Here is a 22,154-nt window from a genome sequence, read left to right on the forward strand (position 1 = left end):
TACTATCGGAGCGCTCCGGAATGGCCGCTTGAGCGACTTTAGAACATCGTGCACGAAGGACTCCGGTTGCAGGAGCGCACCGCCTTGCTACAGGCCGAAGACGGCGGGCTAGAGCCCTACAACCCGGACTTCAATCCGATCGAGCAGGTCTTCGCCAAGTTGAAGGGCCTGCTCCGGACCGCGGCGGCCCGCACGGTCCCAGACCTGGGGCACACCATCCCGCAAGCCTTCGCTCGCGTCACGGCCGACGAATGCCGCAACGGCCTCGCCGCAGCCGGTTACAATACCGACTTGGCTATCGCTACGTGAGCGGGAACGGCTCTCGGTGACGTCTCAAGGCCGCGCAGCGTCCCGCATGATGGCTTGGGAGCGTAACCGGCCGCCTCGTTTGCGCGAAGGAACGGGCCTTTCGCGGGGGGCGTCGCAGATCCGGACTTCTGGCGGCCTCAAGCCCACTCAGCCTGTGCACCATTATGTACCCGACGTTCGCCAAGAGCCTCGATTCGTCGGGCCCGAAAAGTCGCAATACCTTGTCGAAGCTAATGAATTTGGTGGAGCGGGCGATCGGGATCGAACCGACGACATTCAGCTTGGGAAGCTGACGTTCTACCACTGAACTACGCCCGCATCCGGCCGCTCGCGGAGCGGTGAGGCGCTCTTGAGCCGGAGGGTGATTCCGAGCGCGAGGCTTCGGAAGCACTCCATTTTCATAAGCGATGGCGGACGCCTGTCCACCCCTAAAATGCGTCGGCGCCGCGCCGCTGTGTCCGGTTGCCGACGCTGCGTCCGGCGATCAGCCAGTAGACCAGACCCGAGACGGCGCCCGTCACGAGGAGGATTGCGGCCAGCCGCGCTTCCGCGGCCGACGCCACCGACCCGGCGGCCGGCGGCGGGCCGCCGCGGGCGAGCCAGGGCAGAAGCGCTGTGAAGCCGGCCGCCGCACCGCCGTACCAGAACGGGGAGCGCAGCCCGAGCGTCTCGCCGACGAGCGCGGCCAGCGTCGGCGGCAGGATCAGCAGGAGGCTGAGCGCCTGGGCGAAGAGGATTACGGCCATCACCGCCATGTCCGGCGGAACACCTTGGGCGAGATCCGACAGGCCGGCGAAAAGGCCGACGAGGCCGATTTCGCCCAACGCTTCACGGAAGCTTGGGTCGAGAAGCACCCCGGCGCCGAATGTCAGGGCGCCGGCCGGGATGGCCACGATCAGGGCGAAGGCGGCCAGAAGGAGGCGTCCGAGCCACGTCATTGGCCATCGGGTCTCCCTGTTGCTCCGTCGGAGCGACGGCGGCTGGGCGATCGATAGGCCGACGGGGCCGGATCGAGCAACCGACCTCAGGCCGCCCTGTCCTCAGCGCGTTCGGCTCCTCGCGGAGGATCGGCGACGCACGATACCGGCATCTGGCCGAAGGGATCGACCGGATGCCGCAGGATCGCTCAGCAGTCGAGCGTGGTGTCGCGCTCCCACTGGGTGAGGTGGCGGCAGTAATCGTCCCACTCCTGGCGCTTGAGCTTGAGGTAGCTCGGCACGAAGGCGCCGAGCGCCTCGTTGAGGACGGGGCTCGCTTCGAGGGCGCGGAGCGCATCGAGCAGGTTGAGCGGCAGGCGCTTGACGCCCTCCACCGTGTGCCCGTCGGTGTACATGTTGATGTCGAGGCGCTGGCCCGGATCGCGCCGCTGCCGGATGCCGTCGAGGCCGGCGGCGAGGAGGCCCGCCTGGAGCAGGTAGGGGTTGGCCGCCCCATCCGCGAGGCGAAACTCGAAGCGCCCGCCGTCCGGAATGCGGATCATGTGGGTGCGGTTGTTGCCCGTGTAGGTCACGGTGTTGGGCGCCCAGGTCGCACCGGAGGTGGTGCGCGGCGCATTGATACGCTTGTAGGAGTTCACGCACGGATTGGTCAGCGCGGCCAGCGCATCCGCCGAGTGAATCAGGCCGCCGATGAAGTGATAGCCCAGCTGCGACAGGCCGATCTCGTCCGAGCGGTCGGCGAACACGTTCTGGCCGTCGCGCCAGAGCGAGACGTGGGCGTGGCAGCCCGAGCCCGTGAGATCCATGAAGGGCTTGGGCATGAAGGTCGCGCGGAAGCCGTGCTTCTCGGCGATCGAGCGGGTCATGTACTTGAAGAAGGCGTGCCGGTCGGCGGTGATCAGCGCGTCGTCGTAGTCCCAGTTCATCTCGAACTGGCCGTTCGCGTCCTCGTGGTCGTTCTGGTAGGGCTTCCAGCCGAGGCTGAGCATCGCGTCGCAGATCTCGGTGATCACCTCGTAGCGGCGCATCAGGGCGGATTGGTCGTAGCAGGGCTTGGTCTGCTTGTCGGCGGTGTCGGCGGGCTCCGAGCCGCAGGGCGTGATCAGGAAGAACTCGCACTCGACGCCGCTCTTCATCTGCAGCCCTTCCTCGGCCGCTTCCTTGATCAGGCGCTTGAGGATGTTGCGCGGGCCCTGCTCCACCGCCTTGCCGTTCATCACGAGGTCGGCGGGCAGCCAGCCGACCTCCGGCTTCCAGGGAAGCTGAATCAGCCCGTCCGCGTCGGGCATGGCCAGAAGGTCGGCGTCGGCGGGGCTCATGTCGAGCCAGGTGGCGAAGCCGGCAAAGCCCGCGCCGTTGCGGCAGGTGCTGCCGATGGCGGCGGCCGGCACCAGCTTGGCGCGCTGGGTGCCGAACAGATCGGTGTAGGACACGAGGAAATACTTGATGCCGCGCTCCCGGGCGGCGGTCTCAAGATCATGCGCCATTGCAAGGATCCTTCCGGCTTGGTGGTGCGGCCCCATCGCCACAAAAGAAAAAGGGCCGCCCTCGAAGCGTCAGGAGCGGCCCTTGCAGGTCAGATGCCGGTCTTGCCGGGGATCCAGCCCGTGCCGGCGAGCGGCACCTGGGCCATCGCCGCGGCCTCGATGGTGAGCGCCACGAGATCCTCGGGTTCGAGGTTGTGCAGGTGGCTCTTGCCGCAGGCCCGCGCGATGGTCTGAGCCTCCAGGGTCATCACCGCGAGGTAGTTGGCGAGCCGTCTCCCTGCGAGTTCCGGATCGAGGCGCTTGGCGAGTTCCGGGTCCTGCGTGGTGATGCCGGCCGGGTCGCGCCCCTCGTGCCAGTCGTCGTAGGCGCCGGCCGTGGTGCCGAGCGCCTCGTACTCCGCCTGCCAGCGGGGATCGTTGTCGCCGAGCGCGATCAGCGCGGCGGTGCCGATGGCCACCGCATCGGCGCCGAGCGCCAGCACCTTGGCCACGTCGGCACCCGAGCGGATGCCGCCCGACACCACGAGTTGCACCTTGCGGTGCAGGCCCAGATCCTGAAGCGCCTGCACGGCGGGGCGGATTGCGGCCAGCGTCGGGATACCGACATGCTCGATGAACACGTCCTGCGTCGCGGCGGTGCCGCCCTGCATGCCGTCGAGCACCACCACGTCGGCGCCGGACTTCGCGGCGAGCGCGGTGTCGTAATAGGGGCGGCTCGCGCCGACCTTGACGTAGATCGGCTTCTCCCAGTCGGTGATCTCGCGCAATTCCTCGATCTTGATCGCGAGGTCGTCCGGCCCGGTCCAGTCCGGGTGGCGGCAGGCGGAGCGCTGATCGACGCCGGGGGGCAGGCAGCGCATGCCGGCGACGCGCTCGGTGATCTTCTGACCGAGCAGCATGCCGCCGCCGCCGGGCTTGGCGCCCTGGCCGATGACGACCTCGATGGCGTCGGCCTTGCGCAGGTCGTCCGGGTTCATGCCGTAGCGCGAGGGCAGGTACTGGTAGACCAGGGTCTTGGAGTGGCCGCGCTCCTCCGGCGTCATGCCGCCGTCGCCCGTGGTGGTGGAGGTGCCGGCGATGGTGGCACCCCGCCCGAGCGCCTCCTTGGCGTTGGCCGAGAGCGAGCCGAAGCTCATGCCGGCGATGGTGACCGGCGTCTTGAGGTGGATCGGCTTCGAGGCGAAGCGCGAACCCAGCACCACTTCGGTGCCGCAGCGCTCGCGATAGCCTTCCAGCGGGTAGCGGCTGATCGAGGCGCCGAGGAACAGCAGGTCGTCGAAATGCGGCAGCGCGCGCTTCGCGCCGGCGCCGCGGATGTCATAGATGCCGGTCGCCGCCGCGCGGCGGATCTCGGACATCACGTCCGGGGTGAAGGTCGCCGACAGGCGCGGTTTCGTGCGCGGCGTCTCGCGGGAATCCTTGCGGTCGGCCATCAGTAGGCTCCGGCGTTGTCGACGTGGAAATGGTAGAGGGTGCGGGCCGAGCCGTAGCGGCGGAATTCGCTCGGGCTCACCTCCCCGGCGAGGCCGGCGGCGGCGAGCTTGTCGGCGAGTTCGCGCAGGTGCTCGTCGCGCATCTCTTTCTCGACGCAGTCGGCGCCGAGGCTTTTCACCGAGCCGCGCACGTAGAGCTTGGCCTCGTAGAGCGAGTCGCCGAGCGCCTCACCGGCATCCCCAAGGACGGTGAGGGTGCCGGCCTGGGCCATGAAGGCCGACATGTGGCCGATCGAGCCCTTCACGACGATGTCGACGCCCTTCATCGAGATGCCGCAGCGGGCGCCCGCATTGCCGTCGATGATGAGCATGCCGCCATGGGCCGTGGCGCCGGCCGACTGGCTGGCATCGCCGCGCACGTGGACGAGGCCGGAGATCATGTTCTCGGCCACGCCGACGCCCGCATTGCCGTTGACGAGAACGGTGGCGAGCTTGTTCATGCCGGCGCAGTAATAGCCGACATTGCCCTCGATCTCGACGGAGACCGGCGCGTCGAGACCGGCAGCGATGGCGTGGCGCCCGTCCGGACCGGTGACGGTCCAGTGGGTCTCGTTGGTGTCGGGCCGCAGGGCGTGCAGGGCCCGGTTCAGTTCGCGCAGGGGCGCGGATCGCAGGTCGAAGCTCGGCATCACTGGCGCTCCCCGGAAGCGTGCTCGGCGCTCGTGCGCTCCCACGCGTAGACCTTGGCCGGCTCGGGCTCGAACACCCGAGCGGTGTCGATGCCGGGCAGGCCGACCAGCGCCCGGTACTCGGAGCCGAAGGCGACGTAGTCGTCGGTCTCGGCCATCACGGCGGGCTTGCAGGCGATGGGGTCGCGCACGACCGCAAAGCCCGTCTCGGTGCCGACCACGAAAGTGAAGAAGCCGTCGAGATCGGTCAGGCTCGATTCGAGCGCCTGCTTCAGCGATGCACCCTCGCGCATGCGCCAGCTGAGGTAGCCGGCGGCCACCTCGGTGTCGTTCTGGGTGGCGAAGCTCAGGCCCTCGTGCCGGAGCCGGCGGCGCAGGTCGTTGTGGTTCGACAGCGAGCCGTTATGGACGAGGCACTCGTCGGTGCCGGTCGAGAACGGGTGGGCGCCGTTGGTCGTCACCGCGCTCTCGGTGGCCATGCGGGTATGGCCGATGCCGTGGGTGCCGGACATGCCCTCCAGGGCGAAGCGCTCGGCCACGGAAGCCGGCAGCCCGACCTCCTTGTAGATCTCCATGCGCCGGCCCGCGCTCACCACGTCGATGCCGGGGGTGTTGTCCTTGAGCCAAGCGCGAATCTCGGCCTCACGCTCGGCGGGCACAGCGAGGACGGTGTGGGTGTCGCGCTCGGTCGCCTGCGCCGAGAGGGCCAGCGCCGCTTCCATCTTCGCGACCGCGCCGCGCAGCGCCTCCGGGCCGGGGCCGCGCAGGGTCAGCTTGACGCTGCCGGCATTCGAGGCGCCGTCCGAGCCGTAGACTGCGAAGCCCGCGCTGTCGGGGCCGCGATCGGTCATCGTCTCCAGCATCTTGGAGAGCATGGCGCCGAGCTGCGGTTCAAGCTTCGGATTCTTGAGGAATAGTCCGACAATACCGCACATCGGCGCTGCCTCGTCCGTTCGATCACTGTCGCGAGGGATCGCACGCTCCGACGGATGCGTCAACTAACAAGCACGAAAATTTCCTCTCATGAAACATCTCGCTGATATCCGGAGGGCCGGCCGCGACGGCACACCGGCTCCGTCATCGCTTCGATGATGCTCGCGGCGACGCCTCAACGCTCAGCCTCTTGCCGGTGCCGCCGCCGCTCGGCCCGGGACAACTCGTCCGCGCTCGCAAAACCCGTCGCCGTGGCAATCTCGGCGCGGCTCAGGGCGCTCTCGCGGCCGAGCTGGTGTGCCCGGTCGAGGCGCAGGTGCAGGTAATGCCGGTGGAGGCCGCGCCCGAGCCCCTCGCGAAACAGCCGCTCCAACTGCCGCACCGAGACGCGGGCGAGATCGGCCAGGGCCTCGCGTGGGAGCGGCGCTTCGAGGTTCGCCTCCATTGCCGCGAGCACCCGCAGGAGGCGCGGGTCGCGCACGCCGAAGCGCTGGCGCAGATCCATCCGCTGCGGGCTCAGACCCTCGCGGATCTGGTTGTGCAGGAACCAGTCGCTGACGCCCGCGGCGAGGCCGGCGCCGTGGTCGCGGCCGATCAGGTCGAGCATCAGGTCGAGGGCGGCGATGCCGCCGGAGCAGGTGATGCGGTCGCCCTGGATCTCGAACAGCGAGCGGACCACCTCGATCTCGGGGTAACGCTCCTCGAAGGCCGGGACGTGCTCCCAGTGCAGCGTGCAACGGCGTCCGGTGAGCAGACCGGCGCGGGCGAGAAGATACGCCCCCCCGGAAATGCCGCCGAGCGTCGCCCCGTGGCGGGCGAGCCCGCGCAGCCACGCGAACAGGGAGGGATCGTCGAACTCGGCCGGGTTTCCGCCGGCGCAGACGAAGACGCGGTCGGCGCTGGCACGCGCGCCGACGGCGACGTCGGTGAGGATGCCGAGCCCGTTCGAGGCCTGCACCACGCCGCCGCCCGGCGCGGCGTGCCACCAGCGATAGAGTTCGCAGCCCGACAGGGTGTTGGCGGCGCGCAGGGGCTCGACCGCCGCGGTGTAGGCCATCAGCGGAAAGTCCGGCACCAGCACGAAGCCGACCGTTCGCGGCGCGGGAACTTGGGCCCGCGCGGGCTTTCGCCGGGGTCGGGCGTGGTGGCCCGGTTCGGGAGTATCGTCCGACATGTCCGATCGATCCCTCCGTGATGTCCCATGCGGCCGTCATGCGGGTTCGGCGATACGGCCTGCGCTCGGATCAGGCGAAGGACGGGCAGCGCATTTCTGCGCGATTTGCTGGAAACGTGTCGCGAAATGCAAGTCTGCCGCGGACGATCGCGGCTACGTCTGGGACCACACAGACATTTCGGGCAAGAGCGGCTGACCCCATGCGCTACTCCCTGTTCAGCGTCCTGGGGCAGGCCCTGCGCGGCCAGCGGGATTGGACCCCGCAATGGCGCGACGCCGCCCCGCAGGAGGCCTACGACGTGGTGATCGTCGGCGGCGGCGGGCACGGGCTCGCCACCGCCTACTACCTCGCCAAGGAGCACGGCCTCACCAACGTCGCCGTGCTGGAGAAGAGCCACATCGGCTCCGGCAATGTGGGCCGCAACACCACCATCGTGCGCTCGAACTACGGCCTGCCCGGCAACATCCCGTTCTACGAGCGCTCGATGAAGCTCTTGGGAAGGGCTGGAACAGGACATCAACTACAACGCCATGGTCAGCCAGCGCGGCGTGCTGAACCTGTACCATTCGGACGCACAGCGCGACGCCTATGCCCGCCGCGGCAACGCCATGCGGCTCGCCGGGATCGATGCGGAGCTGCTCGACCGCGAGGGCGTGCGCCGGCTGGTCCCGTTCATCGATTTCGACAACGCGCGCTTCCCCGTGAAGGGCGGCCTGCTCCAGCGCCGCGGCGGCACCGTGCGCCACGACGCGGTGGCCTGGGGCTATGCCCGCGCCGCCAGCGACCGCGGCGTCGACATCGTCCAGAGCTGCGCCGTCACCGGCATCCGCCGCGAGAACGGCCGCGTCACCGGCGTCGAGACCAGCCGTGGCTTCATCCGTGCCAAGAAGGTCGCGCTGTCGGTGGCCGGCTCGTCGTCGCTGCTCGCCGGCATGGTCGACATGCGCCTGCCGATCGAGAGCCACGTGCTCCAGGCCTTCGTCAGCGAGGGCGTGAAGCCCCTGATCGACGGCGTGATGACCTTCGGCGCCGGCCACTTCTACGTCAGCCAGTCGGACAAGGGCGGCCTCGTCTTCGGCGGCGATATCGACGGCTACAATTCCTATGCGAGCCGCGGCAACCTCCACACCATCGAGGACGTGATGGAGGGCGGCATGGCGCTGTGGCCGGGCCTCGGCCGCCTGCGGCTGCTGCGCCACTGGGGCGGCATCATGGACATGTCGATGGACGGCTCGCCCATCATCGACCGCACGGATATCGGCGGCCTCTATCTCAACGCCGGCTGGTGCTACGGCGGCTTCAAGGCGACGCCCGCCGCGGGCTTCTGCTTCGCCCACCTGATCGCCCGCGACGAACCGCACGCGGATGCGCGCGCCTACCGCCTCGACCGCTTCGCCACCGGTCATCTCATCGACGAGAAGGGCATGGGCGCCCAGCCCAACCTGCATTGAGACTTCCTTGGCGGCGTCGGCCGAGGCCGACGCCATCCGCCGCATGGGCGGCGACGCGCAGTCGCGCTTGCGATGCCCGCTTGAGCGGGCATCGATCTCAAAAGAGGACGACACGCCATGCGCATCCGATGCCCCTTCTGCGGCGAGCGCGACAACGGGGAGTTCAGCTATCTCGGCGACGCCGCGCCCCGGCGCCCGGACGGGCTCGACGCCTCGGCGGCGGACATGCACGACTACGTTTATCTCCGCGACAACCCCGCCGGGACGATCCGCGAACTCTGGTACCACGCCGCCGGCTGCCGCTCCTGGCTGGTCGTGACCCGCGACACCCGCACCCACGCCATCGAAGCCGTCGAGCCGGCGCGCGACGTCGCGCGGGCGCGCCGCTCGGGAGAGGCCGCATGACCACGCTCGCCCTTCAGCGCGCGGAGGCCCCGGCTTCCGCAAACGCCGGCGACCAGCCGTTCCGCACCGCCACCGGCGGCCTGATCGACCGGAACCGGCCGCGCGACTTCAGCTTCGACGGACGGCGCCTCACCGGCTGCCACGGCGACACGCTGGCCTCGGCCCTGCTCGCCAACGGCGTCCGCCTCGTCGGTCGCTCGTTCAAGTATCACCGGCCGCGCGGCATCCTCTCGGCCGGCTCGGAGGAGCCGAACGCGCTGGTGGAGCTGCGCTCGGGCGCCCGGCGCGAGCCCAACACCCGCGCCACCATGGCCGAGCTCTACGAGGGGTTGGAGGCGACCAGCCAGAACCGCTGGCCCTCGCTCGCCGTGGATGCGCTCTCGGTCAACGCGCTGCTCTCGCCGGTCTTTGCGGCGGGCTTCTACTACAAGACCTTCATGTGGCCGGCTGCCTTCTGGGAGAAGGTGTACGAGCCGATGATCCGGCGCGCGGCCGGTCTCGGTCGCGCCGCCGACGCGCCCGATCCCGACACCTACGACCACGCCCACGCCCATTGCGACGTGCTCGTCATCGGCGGCGGCCCGGCCGGGCTCTCGGCGGCGCTCGCAGCCGGCCGCTCCGGGGCGCGGGTCATCCTGGTCGACGAGGATTTCGCCACCGGCGGGCGCCTCTTGGCGGAACGGCGCGAAATCGGCGGCGCGAGCGGGTCCGAGTGGGCTGCGCGCGCGGTGGCCGAGTTGGAGAGCTTGGCCGAGGTGCGCATCCTGACGCGCACCACCCTGTTCGGCGTCTACGATCACGGCGCCTACGGCGCGGTCGAGCGCGTCTCCGACCATCTCGCGGTGCCGCCCCCCCACACCCCGCGCCAGCGGCTGTGGCGGATCGTAGCGCGGCGCGCGGTGCTCGCGGCCGGCGCGATCGAGCGCCCGCACGTCTTCGGCGGCAACGACCGCCCCGGCGTGATGCTGGCCGGCGCGGTGCGGACCTACCTCAACCGTTTCGGCGTGCTGCCGGGGCGCCGCTTGGCCGTGTTCACGTCGAGCGACGACGGCTGGCGCACCGCCACCGATATCCTGGCCGCAGGCGGCGGGCTTGCGGCGGTGATCGACACCCGCGCTGCCGTTCCCCCGGCCCTGCGCCGGATGGCGGAGGCCGCCGGGGCGCGGGTGGTGGCCGGTGGATACGTCGCCGGCACCAAGGGGCATCTGGGCTTGAGCGCGATCCAGGTCGTGGACGGCGACAACAGCATCGAGACGATCCCCTGCGACGGCCTCGCCATGGCCAATGGCTGGAACCCGGTCGTCCACCTCGATTCGCACCTGTCGCGCCGGCCGGTCTGGGACGCGGCGATCCACGCCTTCGTGCCGGGCACCCTCCCCTCCGGCATGCAGGCGGCCGGCGCCGCCGCCGGACGCTTCACCCTGGCCGAATGCCTGGAGACCGGCGCCCGGGCCGGCGCCGAGGCCGCGAGCGATTGCGGCTTCACCGCCTCGGCCGAGGCCGCTCCGCCGACCGACCCGGAAAGCGTGGACCACACCCCGCTCTGGCGCGCTCCGAAGCCCCGCGGAAAAGCTTTCGTCGATTTCCAGAACGACGTGGCGGCCTCCGACGTCGAACTCGCCCACCGCGAGGGGTTCCGCGCGGTCGAGCTGTTGAAGCGCTACACCACGCTTGGCATGGCGACCGACCAGGGCAAAACCTCGAACCTCGCCGGCCTCTCGATCATGGCCGAGCTGACCGGCAAGGACATCCCGAGCGTCGGCACCACGGTGTTCCGCCCGCCCTTCACCCCCGTCGCCATCGGGGCGTTTGCCGGCCATCACCGCGGCAAGGAGTTCCGCGCCACCCGCCACGTCCCCTCCCATGCCTGGGCGGAGGAGAACGGCGCGGTCTTCGTGGAGACCGGCCTGTGGCTGCGCCCGGCCTATTTCCCGAAGGGAGGCGAGACCGACTGGCTCGACACGGTGGTGCGGGAGGTCGAGACCGTGCGCGCCCGCGTCGGAATCTGCGACGTCACCACGCTCGGCAAGATCGACATCCAGGGCCGCGACGCGCTGGCCTTCATCGAGCGGGTCTGCGCCAACCCCTTCGCGACGTTGCCCGTCGGCAAGGCGCGCTACGCCGTGCTGCTGCGCGAGGACGGCTTCATCCTGGACGACGGCACGATCGCGCGGATGGGCGAGACGCACTACATCATGACCGCCTCGACGGCGAACGCCGCGCGGGTCATGCAACACCTCGAATTTTGCCGGCAATGGTTGTGGCCGGACCTCGACGTGCAGCTCGCCTCGGTCAGCGAGCAATGGGCGCAATACGCGGTCGCCGGCCCCCGCGCCCGCGACACCCTGCGCCGCATCGTCGATCCCGGTTTCGATCTCTCCAACGACGCCTTCCCGTTTCTCGCCTGCGCCGACGTCACCGTCGGCGGCGGCATCCCGGCACGGCTGTTCCGGATCTCGTTCTCGGGCGAACTCGCCTACGAGCTGGCGGTGCCGGCCGCCTACGGCGACGCCGCGTGGCGGGCGATCATGCAGGCGGGCCTGCCCTACGGCATCGCCGCCTACGGCTCCGAGGCGCTCTCGGTGATGCGCATCGAGAAGGGCCACGCGGCCGGGGCCGAGATCAACGGCCAGACCACCGCCCGCGACCTCGGGCTCGGCGGGATGCTCGCCAAGAAGAAGGACTATATCGGCCGCCTGATGAAGGAGCGCCCGGCGCTGGTCGATCCGGACCGGCCGATCCTCGTGGGCTTCCGTCCCGTCGATCCGAGCGCGCGACTCCGGGCGGGGGCGCATTTCCTGAGCCTCGACGCCGCGCCGAGCCAAGAGGCCGACGAGGGGGTGATGACCTCGGTCGCCTACTCCCCGAGCCTGAAATCCTGGATCGGCATCGGCCTGATCCGGCGCGGGCCCGAGCGCCACGGCGAGCGGGTGCGCGCCTACGATCCGGTGCGCGGCGCCGAGATCGAGGTCGAGATCTGTTCGCCCGTCTTCGTGGACCCCAAGGAGGAGAAGCTGCGTGTCTGAGGCGATGACGAGCCTGTGGCAGCCGCGCGGCGCCTGGGAAGGGGCCGCACGGATCGGGCGCCACGGAGCGGCCGCGGGGCCGGCGGGCATCCGCCTGAGCCTGCGCGAGGGGTTCGGCCTCGCCACGCTCATCGCGGCCGAGGGAAAGGAAGCCGACTTACAAACCGCTCTCGCGGATCGGTTCGGTCCGTCCCTGCCGGAGGCCGGCACCGCAATCTTCGAGGGCGAGACGGGTTTGGTCTGGTCCGCGCCTGGCCAGTGGCTCGCGGTGGCGCCGTCACCGCGCGATCTGCGGGATTGGCCCGAAGCCCTGCGCGGTGTCGCCTCCGTCACCGACCAGAGCGACAGCCGCGCCCTGGTGCGGATCTCAGGCGCGCAGGCGCGCGCCATGCTCGCCAAGGGCGTCGCGGCCGATCTGCACCCCCGCGCCTTCGGGCCGGGCCGGGCGGCGGTGACGAGCATCGCCCATATCGGCGTGCAGCTCTGGCAGCGCGATGCCGGCCCGACCTACGACCTCACGGTCGCCCGCAGCTTCGCCGGCAGCTTCTGGCGCTGGCTGGAGCACGCGGCGGCCGAGTTCGGCTACGAGGTCGAGGCCGCGGATCAGCGCCGGTCGAAATAGCGCCGGTCGGCGGCGTCCGTCTCGGCCAGCGGCATCACGAGACGTCCCGTCCGGTCGATCAGGCCCCAGCGCCCGCCGACCATCGCGGCGGGTTGCCGTCCGTCCGAGCGGCAGCCCTCGCAGACCAAAGCCTCGCCGCGTGCGTTGAACGGGAAGGCCCAGTCGTAGGGCGGGGCGAGGACGAGCCGCAGGCGGCGGTCGTAGAAGGCGACCTTGCCGTCGCGCCAACTGCGCACGAGGCCTTGCTCGAAAGGGTCCGGCCCGTTGTCGAGTAGGAACACCGGCAGCGCCAGCCCGTCGCGGCGCACCCAGAGACAGCCGATCCCCGGCACGCGCAACTCGGCGAGGCCGCGTTCGAAACGCATCCGCGCGAGATGCGCCGGGGCGACCCGGACCATCCCGTCCTCGCGCCGGGCGCAATGCGCGTACGCGTCGAGATCCCGACGGAAATAGGCGCAGGCCAGCGGATAGGCGGCCGCGCCCTGGCCTGCGCCGAGAGCCGGCAACGGAAGCGCCACGAGCGCCGTGAGGCCAGCCACGATGCCCCGCGCGACCCGACGGAAATGGCGGCGTCGCAAGGGCAGCGCTCCGGCGCGGATCGCGGTCTCAGCCATCCGCCGCCTCTACCCGCCGCCCGCGCAGCGGGCAAACCGAGAGGCCGAGGCCCGCGCGGCTACCCGACCCCGGTCGGCCCGTCGATCACCCGCCGCACCCGGCGGGCCAGCTCCATGCGCTTGTAGGGCTTGTTGATGATCTCGAACTCGGTGCCGCCCGCATCGGTGCGCTCCATCGAGGCCTCGGCGTAGCCGGTGGTGAGCAGCACCTTGATCTTCGGCTGCCGCTCCCGCGCGGCGCGGGCCAGCATCACACCGTTCATGCCGCCGGGCATGATCAGGTCGGTGAACAGCAGGTCGATGCGCCCCTCGCCGTCGAGGATGTCGAGCGCCGCCTTGGGACCGTCGACGACGGTGACCTTGTAGCCGAAATCCTCCAGGATGATGCCGGCGGTCTCGGCCACGTCGGGCCGGTCGTCCACGACGAGCACCGTCTCGGTGCCGTGCCGGTCGGCGGCGCGGATCGTCGGCTTCTGCTCCTCCTCGGCCTTCTGGTCGGAGGCGGGGAACAGGAGCCGCACCGTCGTGCCGTGCCCGACCTCGGAATAGATCTTCACCGAGCCGCCGGATTGCTTGGCAAAGCCGTAAACCATCGCGAGCCCAAGTCCCGTGCCCTTGCCCTCGCCCTTCGTGGTGAAGAACGGCTCCATGACGCGGGCCAGGATCTCGGACGGCATGCCGGTCCCGGTATCGGTCACCGAGATCACCACGTAGGCGCCGGGCGGCACGGTCTTGTAGAGGGCGGTGTCCTCGTCCTCGATCAGCAGGTTCTCGGTGCGCACCGTGACCGAGCCGCCCTCCGGCATCGCGTCGCGGGCGTTGATCAGCACGTTGAGCAGAGCGACCTCGGCCTGCGTCGGGTCGATGCGGGTGGTCCAGAGATCCGGCGCGAGGACGGATTTCAGGACGACGTCGTCGCCGATCGTCCGCCCGGCCATCTCGCCCATGCTCTCGACGAGGCCGTTGAGGTTCAGGAGCCGCCCCTCAAGCCGCTGCTTGCGCGAGAAGGCGAGGAGTTGGTGGGTGAGCTTGGCCGCCCGATCGGTCGCCGCCCGCACCGCCTCACCGGCCCGTCGCATCCGCGACACGTCGAGGGTGGGATGGTCGAGTAGCGCCAGCATCACCTCGTTGTGGCCCGACACGACCTGGAGCAGGTTGTTGAAATCGTGGGCGATGCCGCCGGTGAGCTGGCCGAGGCTCTCCATCTTCTGGGCTTGGTGCAGCGATTCCTCCGCGTCGCGGCGGCGCGACACGTCGAGCTGCGAGCCGAAGAAGTAGACGAGGTCGCCCGAGCGGTTAAACACCGGGCTGACGAACAGCGCGTTCCAGAACGAGGAGCCGTCCTTGCGGTAGTTCAGGATCTCGGCGGCGAACTCCCGATGCTCTCGGATGGCGTCGCGCACCTCCGAGACGGTGTCGCGGTCCGTATCGGGGCCCTGGAGGAAGCGGCAGTTCGATCCGATCAGTTCCTCGGCCGAATAGCCGGTCATCCGGACGAAGGCGCGGTTGGCGAAGATGATGGGGTTGTCGGGCTGGTGCGGATCGGTGACGATCATCGGCATGCGCGTCGTCTCGACGGCCGCGAAGAAGATGTCGTGATGCTGATCGACGACGCCCGCGGCGCCGCTGCCGGTGACAGGCGTATTGGGCCCGGGTGCGCGGGGCTTCTCGGGTGACGACGGCATCAACGTTTTCCAGCGGGGACGACCCACTGGGTCGGATTGCGCGTATCAATCCGATGCGGCGACGGCTCGTTCCATCGGAAGCGACGGCTTGAGCGCTTCGTGAACGGCACGATGTCGCAGAGCTGTCTCTCAGCGTGGCCGCCGGTCCAGGGCGGATCGCAGCCGGACCCGAGGACCGGGTCCGGCCATGATGGGATCAGACGTGGATCGCGCGCTTGTCGACGGCGAGCGCGGCTTCCTTGATCGCCTCGGTCAGCGTCGGGTGGGCGTGGCAGGTGCGCGCGATGTCCTCGGCGGAGGCTGCGAACTCCATCGCCACCGCGACCTCGGCGATGAGGTTGCCGGCATCCGCCCCGACGATGTGCACGCCGAGCACCCGGTCGGTCTGCGCGTCCGCGAGGATCTTCACGAAGCCGTCGGTGGTGCCGTTGGCCTTGGCCCGGCCGTTGGCGGTGAAGGGGAACTTGCCGACGTTGTAGGCGATCCCGTCCTTCTTCAGCTCCTCCTCGGTCTTGCCGACCGAGGCGACCTCGGGGAAGGTGTAGACGACGTTCGGGATCACGCCGTAATTCACGTGGCCCGACTGGCCGGCCAGGATCTCGGCGACCGCGACGCCCTCGTCCTCCGCCTTGTGGGCGAGCATCGGCCCGGCGATCACGTCGCCGATGGCGTAGATGCCGGTGACGTTGGTGGCGTAGTGCGAATCGACCTCGATCCGGCCCTTGTCGTCGGTCGCCACGCCCACCGTCTCGAGCCCGAGCCCTTCCGTGTAAGGCACCCGGCCGATGGCCACGAGCACCACGTCGGCCTCGAGCTTCTCCGGCTCGCCGCCCTGCGCCGGCTCGACGGTGACGGTGGCGCGGCCCTTCTTGCCGGTCTCGACACCGGTCACCTTGGTCGAGAGCTTGAAGACCATGCCCTGCTTGGCCAGGATGCGCTGGAACTGCTTGCCGACCTCGCCGTCCATGCCCGGCAGCACGCGGTCGAGATACTCGATCACGGTGACCTCGGCGCCGAGGCGGCGCCAGACCGAGCCGAGTTCGAGCCCGATCACGCCCGCGCCGATCACCACGAGGCGCTTGGGCACCTCGGCGAGTTCGAGCGCGCCGGTGGAGGAGACCACCGTCTTCTCGTCGATTTCGACGCCGGGCAGCCGGGTCACGTCGGAGCCGGTGGCGATGACGATGTTCTTCGTCTCCAGCAACTGGTTGCCGCCGTCGTCCGAGACCACCTCGACGCGGCCGGCCCCGGCGATGCGGCCGCGGCCGTGATAGGTATCGACCTTGTTCTTCTTGAGCAGGAACTCGACGCCCTTGGTGTTGCCGTCGACGCCACTCTGCTTGAAGCTCTGCATTTTTTTGAGATCAAGCTTCGGCGTGCCCACGTCGATGCCCAACTCCGAAAAGTGCTTGTTGGCCTCCTCGAAGGCTTCCGATGCGTGCAGCAGCGCCTTGGACGGGATGCAGCCGACATTGAGGCAGGTGCCGCCGTGGGTCGCCCGCTTCTCGACCACCGCGGTCTTCAGTCCGAGCTGGGCCGCGCGGATGGCGCAGACATAGCCGCCGGGGCCGGTGCCGATGACGATGAGATCGTAGGACATCAAGTCTGCCTGACGTGTCGGAGGAGGCGTCGAACAAGCACGCCCGCGGAGATAAAAAATCGCAAGCGAGCGCGGCGACCGCGGCTAGAGCCGTATCCGACCTGATGGCATCAGGCCGGCGTCTCTAGGTCTCTGTTTCAACGCGCATTCTTTCGACGAACCGGTCACCACTTCGTCGGAATGCGTTTCAAATCGAAAGTCAGTAAAGCCGCGGGTCATGCCACGGGACGTCTGTGTCGGCAGCTCCAGCCAATGAGCGCATCGGCTGGAGCTGCCGACATTGTGGCCTTACAGGTCCAGCACGAGACGGGCGGGATCCTCCAGGGCTTCCTTGACGCGAACGAGGAAGGTCACGGCCTCCTTCCCGTCGACGATGCGGTGATCGTAGGAGAGCGCCAGATACATCATCGGCCGCGCCTCGATCTTGCCGTTGCGCACCACCGGCCGCTCCTCGATGCGGTGCATGCCAAGAATGCCCGATTGCGGCGCGTTGAGGATCGGGGTCGACATCAGCGAGCCGTAGATGCCGCCATTGGTGATGGTGAAGGTGCCGCCCTGCATCTCGTCGATGGAGAGCTTGCCCTCGCGCGCTCTTCTTGCCGAAGCCCGAGATCTTCTTCTCGATGCCGGCGATCGAGAGGTCGTCGGCGTCGCGCACCACCGGCACGACGAGGCCCTTATCGGTGCCGACCGCGATGCCGATGTGGTAGTAGTTCTTGTAGACGAGATCCTGCCCGTCGATCTCGGCGTTGACCGCCGGCACGTCCTTGAGGGCGCCGATCACCGCCTTGGTGAAGAAGCCCATGAAGCCGAGCTTCGTCCCGTGCTTCTTCTCGAAGATGTCCTTGTACTGCGAGCGCATCGCCATCACCGCGCCCATGTCCACGTCGTTGAACGTGGTCAGCATCGCCGCCGTTTCCTGGGCGCTCTTGAGGCGCTTGGCGATGGTCTGGCGCAGCTTGGTCATCCGCACGCGCTCCTCGCGCGCGGCGTCGTCCGGCGCGGAGGGGGCGCGCGGCGGGGGGGCCTTCGTCTCGCTCCGGGCTTCCTGAGCCGGAGCCTTCTGGCCGTTCCTGTCGATCGCGGCGAGCATGTCGCCCTTGGTCACGCGGCCGTCCTTGCCGCTGCCGTTGAGGCTCGCCGGGTCGATGCCGGATTCGCGGGCGAGCTTGGCCACCGCCGGGCCGCTGTCATCAGCCGGGCGCCCGTCCGTGGGCGGGGCGTCGCCGTGGCTGCCATAGGAGGCCGAGGATTCCTTGGCCGGCTTGCTCTCGCCCTTCTCCTCGCGAGATTGCGTCTTGCTCTCGGCCGGCTCGGCGCTCTTCGGAGCGGGCTTCGCATCCGATTTTCCTGAGCCCTTGCCCCCCTCGACGATCGAGCCGAGCACCGCGCCGGGCTCCACCGTCTCGCCGTCCTTGACGAGGATCTCGCCGAGTTCGCCCGCGGCCGGGGCGTTCACTTCGAGGGTGACCTTGTCGGTCTCGAGTTCGACGAGGGGCTCGTCGGCGGCCACCGTGTCGCCGGGCTTCTTGAACCAGCGGCCGATCGTGGCCTCACTGACGGATTCGCCGAGCGTGGGGACGAGGATGTCGGGTCGCCATAATATGTCTTCACCGCGGTTTCGGGGCGCATCGAGCCGGCGCGGCCCCGGTTGGTGGGTCGGTCGAAAAGGGCCGGCGGCGTCAGACCGCCAGCGCCTCGTTGAGGAAGGCCTGGAGCTGGGCGAGGTGCTTCGACATCAGGCCGACCGCGGTCGAGGCCGAGGCCGGACGGCCGACATAGCGGGCGCGCTTCGAGGCGGAGCCGGCCTGGCCCAGCACCCAATCGAGATAGGGCTCGACGAAGGTCCACGAGCCCATGTTCTTGGGCTCTTCCTGGCACCACACCACCTCCGCGTTGCGGAAGCGGGTCATCTCGTTGGCCAGGGCCTTGAGCGGGAACGGGTAGAGCTGCTCGACGCGCATCAGGTAGACGTCATTGACGCCGCGCTTCTCCCGCTCCTCGTAGAGGTCGTAATAGACCTTGCCCGAGCACAGCACGACGCGGCGGATCTTGTCGTCGCGCACGAGCTTCACGCCGTTCTCGTCGTGCTCGGCGTCGTCCCACAGGATGCGGTGGAAGGTCGAGCCGTCCGCGATGTCCTCGATCTTCGAGACCGCCCGCTTGTGGCGCAGCAGCGATTTCGGCGTCATCAGGATCAGCGGCTTGCGGAAGTCGCGCTTCAACTGACGGCGCAGGATGTGGAAGTAGTTCGAGGGCGTCGAGCAGTTGGCGACCTGCATGTTGTCCTCGGCGCACATCTGGAGATAGCGCTCCAGACGGGCGGACGAGTGCTCCGGCCCCTGGCCCTCGTAGCCGTGGGGCAGCAGCATCACGAGGCCGGACATGCGCAGCCACTTGCGCTCGCCCGATGAGATGAACTGGTCGATGACGACCTGCGCGCCGTTGGCGAAGTCGCCGAACTGCGCCTCCCACAGCACCAGGGAGTTCGGCTCGGCGAGCGAGTAGCCGTACTCGAAGCCGAGCACCGCCTCCTCGGAGAGCATCGAGTTGATGACCTCCAGGTTCGCCTGCCCCTCGCGCAGGGAGTTGAGCGGCGTGTAGCGCTGCTCGTTCTCCTGATCGATCACCACGGCGTGGCGCTGGGAGAAGGTGCCGCGCTCGACGTCCTGGCCCGAGAGCCGGACCCGGTGGCCCTCGATCAGCAGCGAGCCGAAGGCGAGCGCCTCGGCGGTGGCCCAATCGATGCCGACGCCCGTCTCGACCGCCTTGGCGCGGTTGTCGAAGAAGCGCTGGATCGTGCGGTGCAGGTGGAAGCCCGGCGGGGGCGTGGTGATCCGGGTGGCGATGTCGCGCAGCGTCTCGAGCGGCACCCCGGTGCGGCCGCGGCGGGGATCGTCCACGTCCTCGCGCACGGCCTTGAAGCCGGACCAGCGGCCGTCGAGCCAGTCGGCCTTGTTGGGCTTGTAGCCGCCCGCGACCTCAAGCTCGCTCTCCAGTATCGCGCGGAACTCGGCCTTGCGCGCGTCGAGCTGCTCCTGGGTCAGGTCACCCTGCGCCACGAGCTTCTTGCCGTAGGTCTCCAGCGCGGTCGGATGCTTGCGGATCCGCTGGTACATCTTCGGCTGGGTGAAGGCCGGCTCGTCGCCCTCGTTGTGGCCGAAGCGGCGGTAGCACAGCATGTCGATCACGACCGGCTTGCCGAATTTCTGCCGGTACTCGACCGCGACCTTCGCTGCGAAGGTCACCGCCTCCGGGTCGTCGCCGTTGCAGTGGAAAATCGGTGCCTCCACCATCTTCGCGACGTCGGACGGATAGGGCGAGGAGCGCGAGAAGCGCGGATCGGTGGTGAAGCCGATTTGGTTGTTGATGATGAAGTGGATCGAGCCGCCGGTGCGGTGCCCCTTCAGGCCGGACAGGCCGAGGCATTCCGCCACCACGCCCTGGCCGGCAAAGGCCGCGTCGCCGTGGATGAGGAGCGGCAGCACGCGGCGGCGCTCGACGTTCGGCTTGGCCTTCTGGTCCTGCTTGGCCCGCACCTTCCCCAGCACCACCGGATCGACGATCTCGAGGTGGGACGGGTTGGCGGTGAGCGAGAGGTGAACGGTGTTGTCGTCGAAGGCGCGATCAGACGAGGCACCGAGATGGTACTTCACGTCGCCCGAGCCCTCGACCTCGGCAGGTGAGGCCGAGCCGCCCTTGAACTCGTGGAACACCGCCCGGAAGGGCTTGGCCATCACGTTGGTGAGCACGTTCAGCCGGCCGCGATGGGCCATGCCGAGCACGATCTCCTCGACGCCGAGCGCGCCGCCGCGCTTGATGATCTGCTCCATGGCCGGGACCATCGACTCGCCACCGTCGAGACCGAAGCGCTTGGTGCCGGTGTATTTGAGATCGAGGAACTTCTCGAAGCCCTCGGCCTCGATCAGCTTGTTCAGGATCGCCCGCCGGCCTTCCGGCGTGAACGAGATTTCCTTGTCCTTGCCCTCGATGCGCTCCTGGATCCACGCCTTCTCCTCAGGGTCGGAGATGTGCATGAACTCGACGCCGAGCGTCTGGCAGTAGGTGCGCTCCAGGATTGCGACGATCTCGCGGATCGTCGAAAATTCCATGCCGAGCACGTTGTCGAGGAAGATCTTGCGGTCCCAGTCGCTCTCCTGGAAGCCGTAATGCTGCGGGTGCAGCTCCTCGTGGTCGCCGCGCGGGGCGAGCCCGATCGGGTCGAGCTTGGCGTGGAGGTGGCCGCGCATGCGGTAGGCGCGGATCAGCATGATCGCGCGCACGGAATCCTTGGTGGCCTGTTCGACCGAGACGCCGGTGGCCGCGACGATGGCCGCGCCCTTGGTCGAGTCGCCGGGCTTGCCGGGCTGGGCCTTGGCCTGGATCTTCTCGCCGAACGTCTTTTCGAGCGCGCCCCAATTGCCGTCGAGCGCCGAGACGATCTCGCCGTTGGCCACGACCGGCCAGTTCGGCTTGGCCCAGGAGGCGCCCTCGGCGTTCTTCTTCACCAGGGCGTCGTCCTCGCCCAGATCCTTGAAGAAGCGCTGCCACTCGGGATCGACCGAGTTCGGGTCGCGGGCATAGGCCGCCTGCAGCTCCTCGATCCAGGCGGCGTTGGCGCCGTAGAGGAAGGAGGTTCGAAGAAGCGCTTCGTTCGCGTCCTGGCGTGCCATCGCTGCCTGTCCTACCGCTCGGGCGGCGCTGTTACAGCGGGCCGCCGCGTCGAGTTCGATCCGGCGCGTCGATCCGAGCGAGGTCTCAGAACCCCGCCTCGCGCCTCCGGATCAGGCCGGGGCACGGTCGCGCCCCGACATGTTCTTCCATATGGGTCGCCCGAGCTCGCGTGCGGTGCAACACAGCCGCGCAGGTCCCGGTTACAGACCCCATCGACTCTTCATCACCTGGACTTCAGCACGTCCACGAGCGTGGAGCCGAGACGGGCCGGCGAAGGCGAGACGCGGATGCCCGCGGCCTCCATCGCCGCAATCTTGTCCTCGGCGCCGCCCTTGCCGCCGGAGATGATCGCGCCGGCATGGCCCATGCGGCGGCCGGGAGGCGCGGTGCGGCCGGCGATGAAGCCGACCATCGGCTTCTTGCGCCCGCGCTTGGCCTCGTCGGCCAGGAACTGTGCCGCCTCTTCCTCGGCCGAGCCGCCGATCTCGCCGATCATCACGATCGACTCGGTCTTGGGATCGGCCAGGAACAGCTCCAGCATGGCGATGAACTCGGTGCCCTTGACCGGATCGCCGCCGATGCCGACGGCGGTGGTCTGGCCGAGCCCCTCGACCGTGGTCTGGAACACCGCCTCGTAGGTTAGCGTGCCGGAGCGCGAGACGATGCCAACCGAGCCCGGCTTGAAGATGTTGGCCGGCATGATGCCGATCTTCGACTGGCCCGCGGTGACGACGCCGGGGCAGTTCGGCCCGATCAGGCGCGACTTCGAGCCTTCGAGCGCGCGCTTGACCCGCACCATGTCGAGCACCGGGATGCCCTCGGTGATGCAGACGATCAGCGGAATCTCCGCCTGGATCGCCTCGCAGATCGCGTCGGCCGCGCCCGGCGGCGGCACGTAGACGACGGAGGCATCGGCGCCGGTGGCCTCGCGCGCTTCGGCCACGGTGTCGAACACCGGCAGGCCGAGATGAGTGGAGCCGCCCTTACCGGGGCTCGTGCCGCCGACCATCTTGGTGCCGTAGGCGATGGCCTGCTCGGAGTGGAAGGTGCCGTTCTTGCCGGTGAAGCCCTGGCAGATGACCTTGGTGTTCTGGTCGATGAGAATGGACATCT

14 protein-coding genes, 1 tRNA gene and 3 pseudogenes are annotated in these 22,154 nt (G+C 69.1%); 5 read left to right on the forward strand and 13 right to left on the reverse strand.

Going from position 1 to position 22,154, the window contains the following annotated elements:
• Positions 1–108: 108 nt before the first annotated feature.
• A pseudogene (locus tag M2437_RS24710) lies at positions 109–309 on the forward strand (IS630 family transposase); the annotation flags it as partial.
• Positions 310–552: 243 nt separating this feature from the next.
• On the opposite strand, the gene M2437_RS24715 reads toward M2437_RS24710, so the two are convergent.
• The 7 genes from M2437_RS24715 to M2437_RS24745 form a co-directional block, all read right to left on the reverse strand.
• Positions 553–627, reverse strand: a tRNA-Gly gene (locus M2437_RS24715).
• Between the two features lie 110 nt (positions 628–737).
• On the reverse strand, positions 738–1,247 hold the full coding sequence (locus M2437_RS24720) for a hypothetical protein (protein WP_253388963.1): 510 nt from the start codon (positions 1,245–1,247) through the stop codon (positions 738–740).
• 188 nt (positions 1,248–1,435) lie between these two features.
• Complete coding sequence (gene glnT, locus M2437_RS24725) at positions 1,436–2,734, reverse strand: type III glutamate--ammonia ligase (protein ID WP_253388964.1); 1,299 nt, start codon at positions 2,732–2,734, stop codon at positions 1,436–1,438.
• Between the two features lie 89 nt (positions 2,735–2,823).
• Positions 2,824–4,167 carry an FMN-binding glutamate synthase family protein gene (locus tag M2437_RS24730; RefSeq protein WP_012253240.1) on the reverse strand — a complete coding sequence of 448 codons (1,344 nt, stop codon included), beginning with the start codon at positions 4,165–4,167 and terminating at the stop codon, positions 2,824–2,826.
• Positions 4,167–4,856: a GltB/FmdC/FwdC-like GXGXG domain-containing protein gene (locus M2437_RS24735; RefSeq protein WP_015822231.1), complete on the reverse strand. Its 690-nt coding sequence runs from the start codon at positions 4,854–4,856 to the stop codon at positions 4,167–4,169. Before M2437_RS24735 ends, M2437_RS24730 begins: the two co-directional genes overlap by 1 nt.
• Entirely contained in the window at positions 4,856–5,791 is a 936-nt protein-coding gene (locus M2437_RS24740; protein ID WP_253388965.1) for a class II glutamine amidotransferase, read from the reverse strand. Before M2437_RS24740 ends, M2437_RS24735 begins: the two co-directional genes overlap by 1 nt.
• 173 nt (positions 5,792–5,964) lie before the next feature.
• Positions 5,965–6,963, reverse strand: coding sequence for a GlxA family transcriptional regulator (locus M2437_RS24745; RefSeq protein ID WP_253388966.1), 999 nt, complete (start codon positions 6,961–6,963; stop codon positions 5,965–5,967).
• Between the two features lie 200 nt (positions 6,964–7,163).
• Between M2437_RS24745 and M2437_RS24750 the strand changes: the two are divergent.
• The 4 genes and pseudogenes from M2437_RS24750 (at position 7,164) to M2437_RS24765 (ending at position 12,468) form a co-directional block, all read left to right on the forward strand.
• Positions 7,164–8,415: pseudogene (locus M2437_RS24750) on the forward strand (sarcosine oxidase subunit beta family protein).
• Between the two features lie 117 nt (positions 8,416–8,532).
• Complete coding sequence (locus M2437_RS24755) at positions 8,533–8,820, forward strand: sarcosine oxidase subunit delta (RefSeq protein WP_015950527.1); 288 nt, start codon at positions 8,533–8,535, stop codon at positions 8,818–8,820.
• Positions 8,817–11,846, forward strand: a complete 3,030-nt coding sequence (locus tag M2437_RS24760; protein ID WP_253388968.1) for a sarcosine oxidase subunit alpha family protein — start codon at positions 8,817–8,819, stop codon at positions 11,844–11,846. The genes M2437_RS24755 and M2437_RS24760 overlap by 4 nt, the downstream gene beginning before the upstream one ends.
• Positions 11,839–12,468: a sarcosine oxidase subunit gamma gene (locus tag M2437_RS24765; RefSeq protein WP_253388969.1), complete on the forward strand. Its 630-nt coding sequence runs from the start codon at positions 11,839–11,841 to the stop codon at positions 12,466–12,468. The genes M2437_RS24760 and M2437_RS24765 overlap by 8 nt, the downstream gene beginning before the upstream one ends.
• Here M2437_RS24765 and M2437_RS24770 read toward each other — a convergent pair.
• The 6 genes and pseudogenes from M2437_RS24770 to sucD all read right to left on the reverse strand — a co-directional run bounded on the left by M2437_RS24770 (position 12,450) and on the right by sucD (position 22,152).
• Positions 12,450–13,082, reverse strand: a complete 633-nt coding sequence (locus M2437_RS24770; protein ID WP_253388970.1) for a hypothetical protein — start codon at positions 13,080–13,082, stop codon at positions 12,450–12,452. The two genes, M2437_RS24765 and M2437_RS24770, sit on opposite strands and share 19 nt — an antisense overlap.
• 59 nt (positions 13,083–13,141) lie before the next feature.
• Positions 13,142–14,767 carry a hybrid sensor histidine kinase/response regulator gene (locus tag M2437_RS24775; RefSeq protein ID WP_182569390.1) on the reverse strand — a complete coding sequence of 542 codons (1,626 nt, stop codon included), beginning with the start codon at positions 14,765–14,767 and terminating at the stop codon, positions 13,142–13,144.
• A gap of 196 nt (positions 14,768–14,963) precedes the next feature.
• Positions 14,964–16,367: a dihydrolipoyl dehydrogenase gene (lpdA, locus tag M2437_RS24780; RefSeq protein WP_253388971.1), complete on the reverse strand. Its 1,404-nt coding sequence runs from the start codon at positions 16,365–16,367 to the stop codon at positions 14,964–14,966.
• Between the two features lie 288 nt (positions 16,368–16,655).
• Positions 16,656–17,973 (reverse strand): annotated as a pseudogene (gene odhB / locus M2437_RS24785) (2-oxoglutarate dehydrogenase complex dihydrolipoyllysine-residue succinyltransferase).
• Positions 17,974–18,049: 76 nt separating this feature from the next.
• On the reverse strand, positions 18,050–21,040 hold the full coding sequence (locus M2437_RS24790) for a 2-oxoglutarate dehydrogenase E1 component (RefSeq protein WP_056462559.1): 2,991 nt from the start codon (positions 21,038–21,040) through the stop codon (positions 18,050–18,052).
• Positions 21,041–21,264: 224 nt separating this feature from the next.
• The gene (gene sucD, locus M2437_RS24795; protein WP_012253228.1) at positions 21,265–22,152 is read right to left on the reverse strand and encodes a succinate--CoA ligase subunit alpha; all 888 of its coding nucleotides are present in this window, start codon (positions 22,150–22,152) and stop codon (positions 21,265–21,267) included.
• Positions 22,153–22,154: the final 2 nt, after the last annotated feature.

Origin of the sequence: Methylorubrum pseudosasae (genome assembly GCF_029504475.1) — a bacterium.
Classification (GTDB): domain Bacteria; phylum Pseudomonadota; class Alphaproteobacteria; order Rhizobiales; family Beijerinckiaceae; genus Methylobacterium; species Methylobacterium extorquens.

What these genes read in the sequence shown, in the direction of transcription:
- M2437_RS24745 (WP_253388966.1), bottom strand. Translation starts at nt 6,963, where the DNA reads ATGTCGGACGATACTCCCGAACCGGGCCACCACGCCCGACCCCGGCGA.
- M2437_RS24770 (WP_253388970.1), bottom strand. Translation starts at nt 13,082, where the DNA reads ATGGCTGAGACCGCGATCCGCGCCGGAGCGCTGCCCTTGCGACGCCGC.
- M2437_RS24740 (WP_253388965.1), bottom strand. Translation starts at nt 5,791, where the DNA reads ATGTGCGGTATTGTCGGACTATTCCTCAAGAATCCGAAGCTTGAACCG.
- M2437_RS24730 (WP_012253240.1), bottom strand. Translation starts at nt 4,167, where the DNA reads ATGGCCGACCGCAAGGATTCCCGCGAGACGCCGCGCACGAAACCGCGC.
- M2437_RS24735 (WP_015822231.1), bottom strand. Translation starts at nt 4,856, where the DNA reads ATGCCGAGCTTCGACCTGCGATCCGCGCCCCTGCGCGAACTGAACCGG.
- M2437_RS24760 (WP_253388968.1), top strand. Translation starts at nt 8,817, where the DNA reads ATGACCACGCTCGCCCTTCAGCGCGCGGAGGCCCCGGCTTCCGCAAAC.
- M2437_RS24775 (WP_182569390.1), bottom strand. Translation starts at nt 14,767, where the DNA reads ATGCCGTCGTCACCCGAGAAGCCCCGCGCACCCGGGCCCAATACGCCT.
- M2437_RS24720 (WP_253388963.1), bottom strand. Translation starts at nt 1,247, where the DNA reads ATGACGTGGCTCGGACGCCTCCTTCTGGCCGCCTTCGCCCTGATCGTG.
- lpdA (WP_253388971.1), bottom strand. Translation starts at nt 16,367, where the DNA reads ATGTCCTACGATCTCATCGTCATCGGCACCGGCCCCGGCGGCTATGTC.
- sucD (WP_012253228.1), bottom strand. Translation starts at nt 22,152, where the DNA reads ATGTCCATTCTCATCGACCAGAACACCAAGGTCATCTGCCAGGGCTTC.
- M2437_RS24755 (WP_015950527.1), top strand. Translation starts at nt 8,533, where the DNA reads ATGCGCATCCGATGCCCCTTCTGCGGCGAGCGCGACAACGGGGAGTTC.
- M2437_RS24790 (WP_056462559.1), bottom strand. Translation starts at nt 21,040, where the DNA reads ATGGCACGCCAGGACGCGAACGAAGCGCTTCTTCGAACCTCCTTCCTC.
- glnT (WP_253388964.1), bottom strand. Translation starts at nt 2,734, where the DNA reads ATGGCGCATGATCTTGAGACCGCCGCCCGGGAGCGCGGCATCAAGTAT.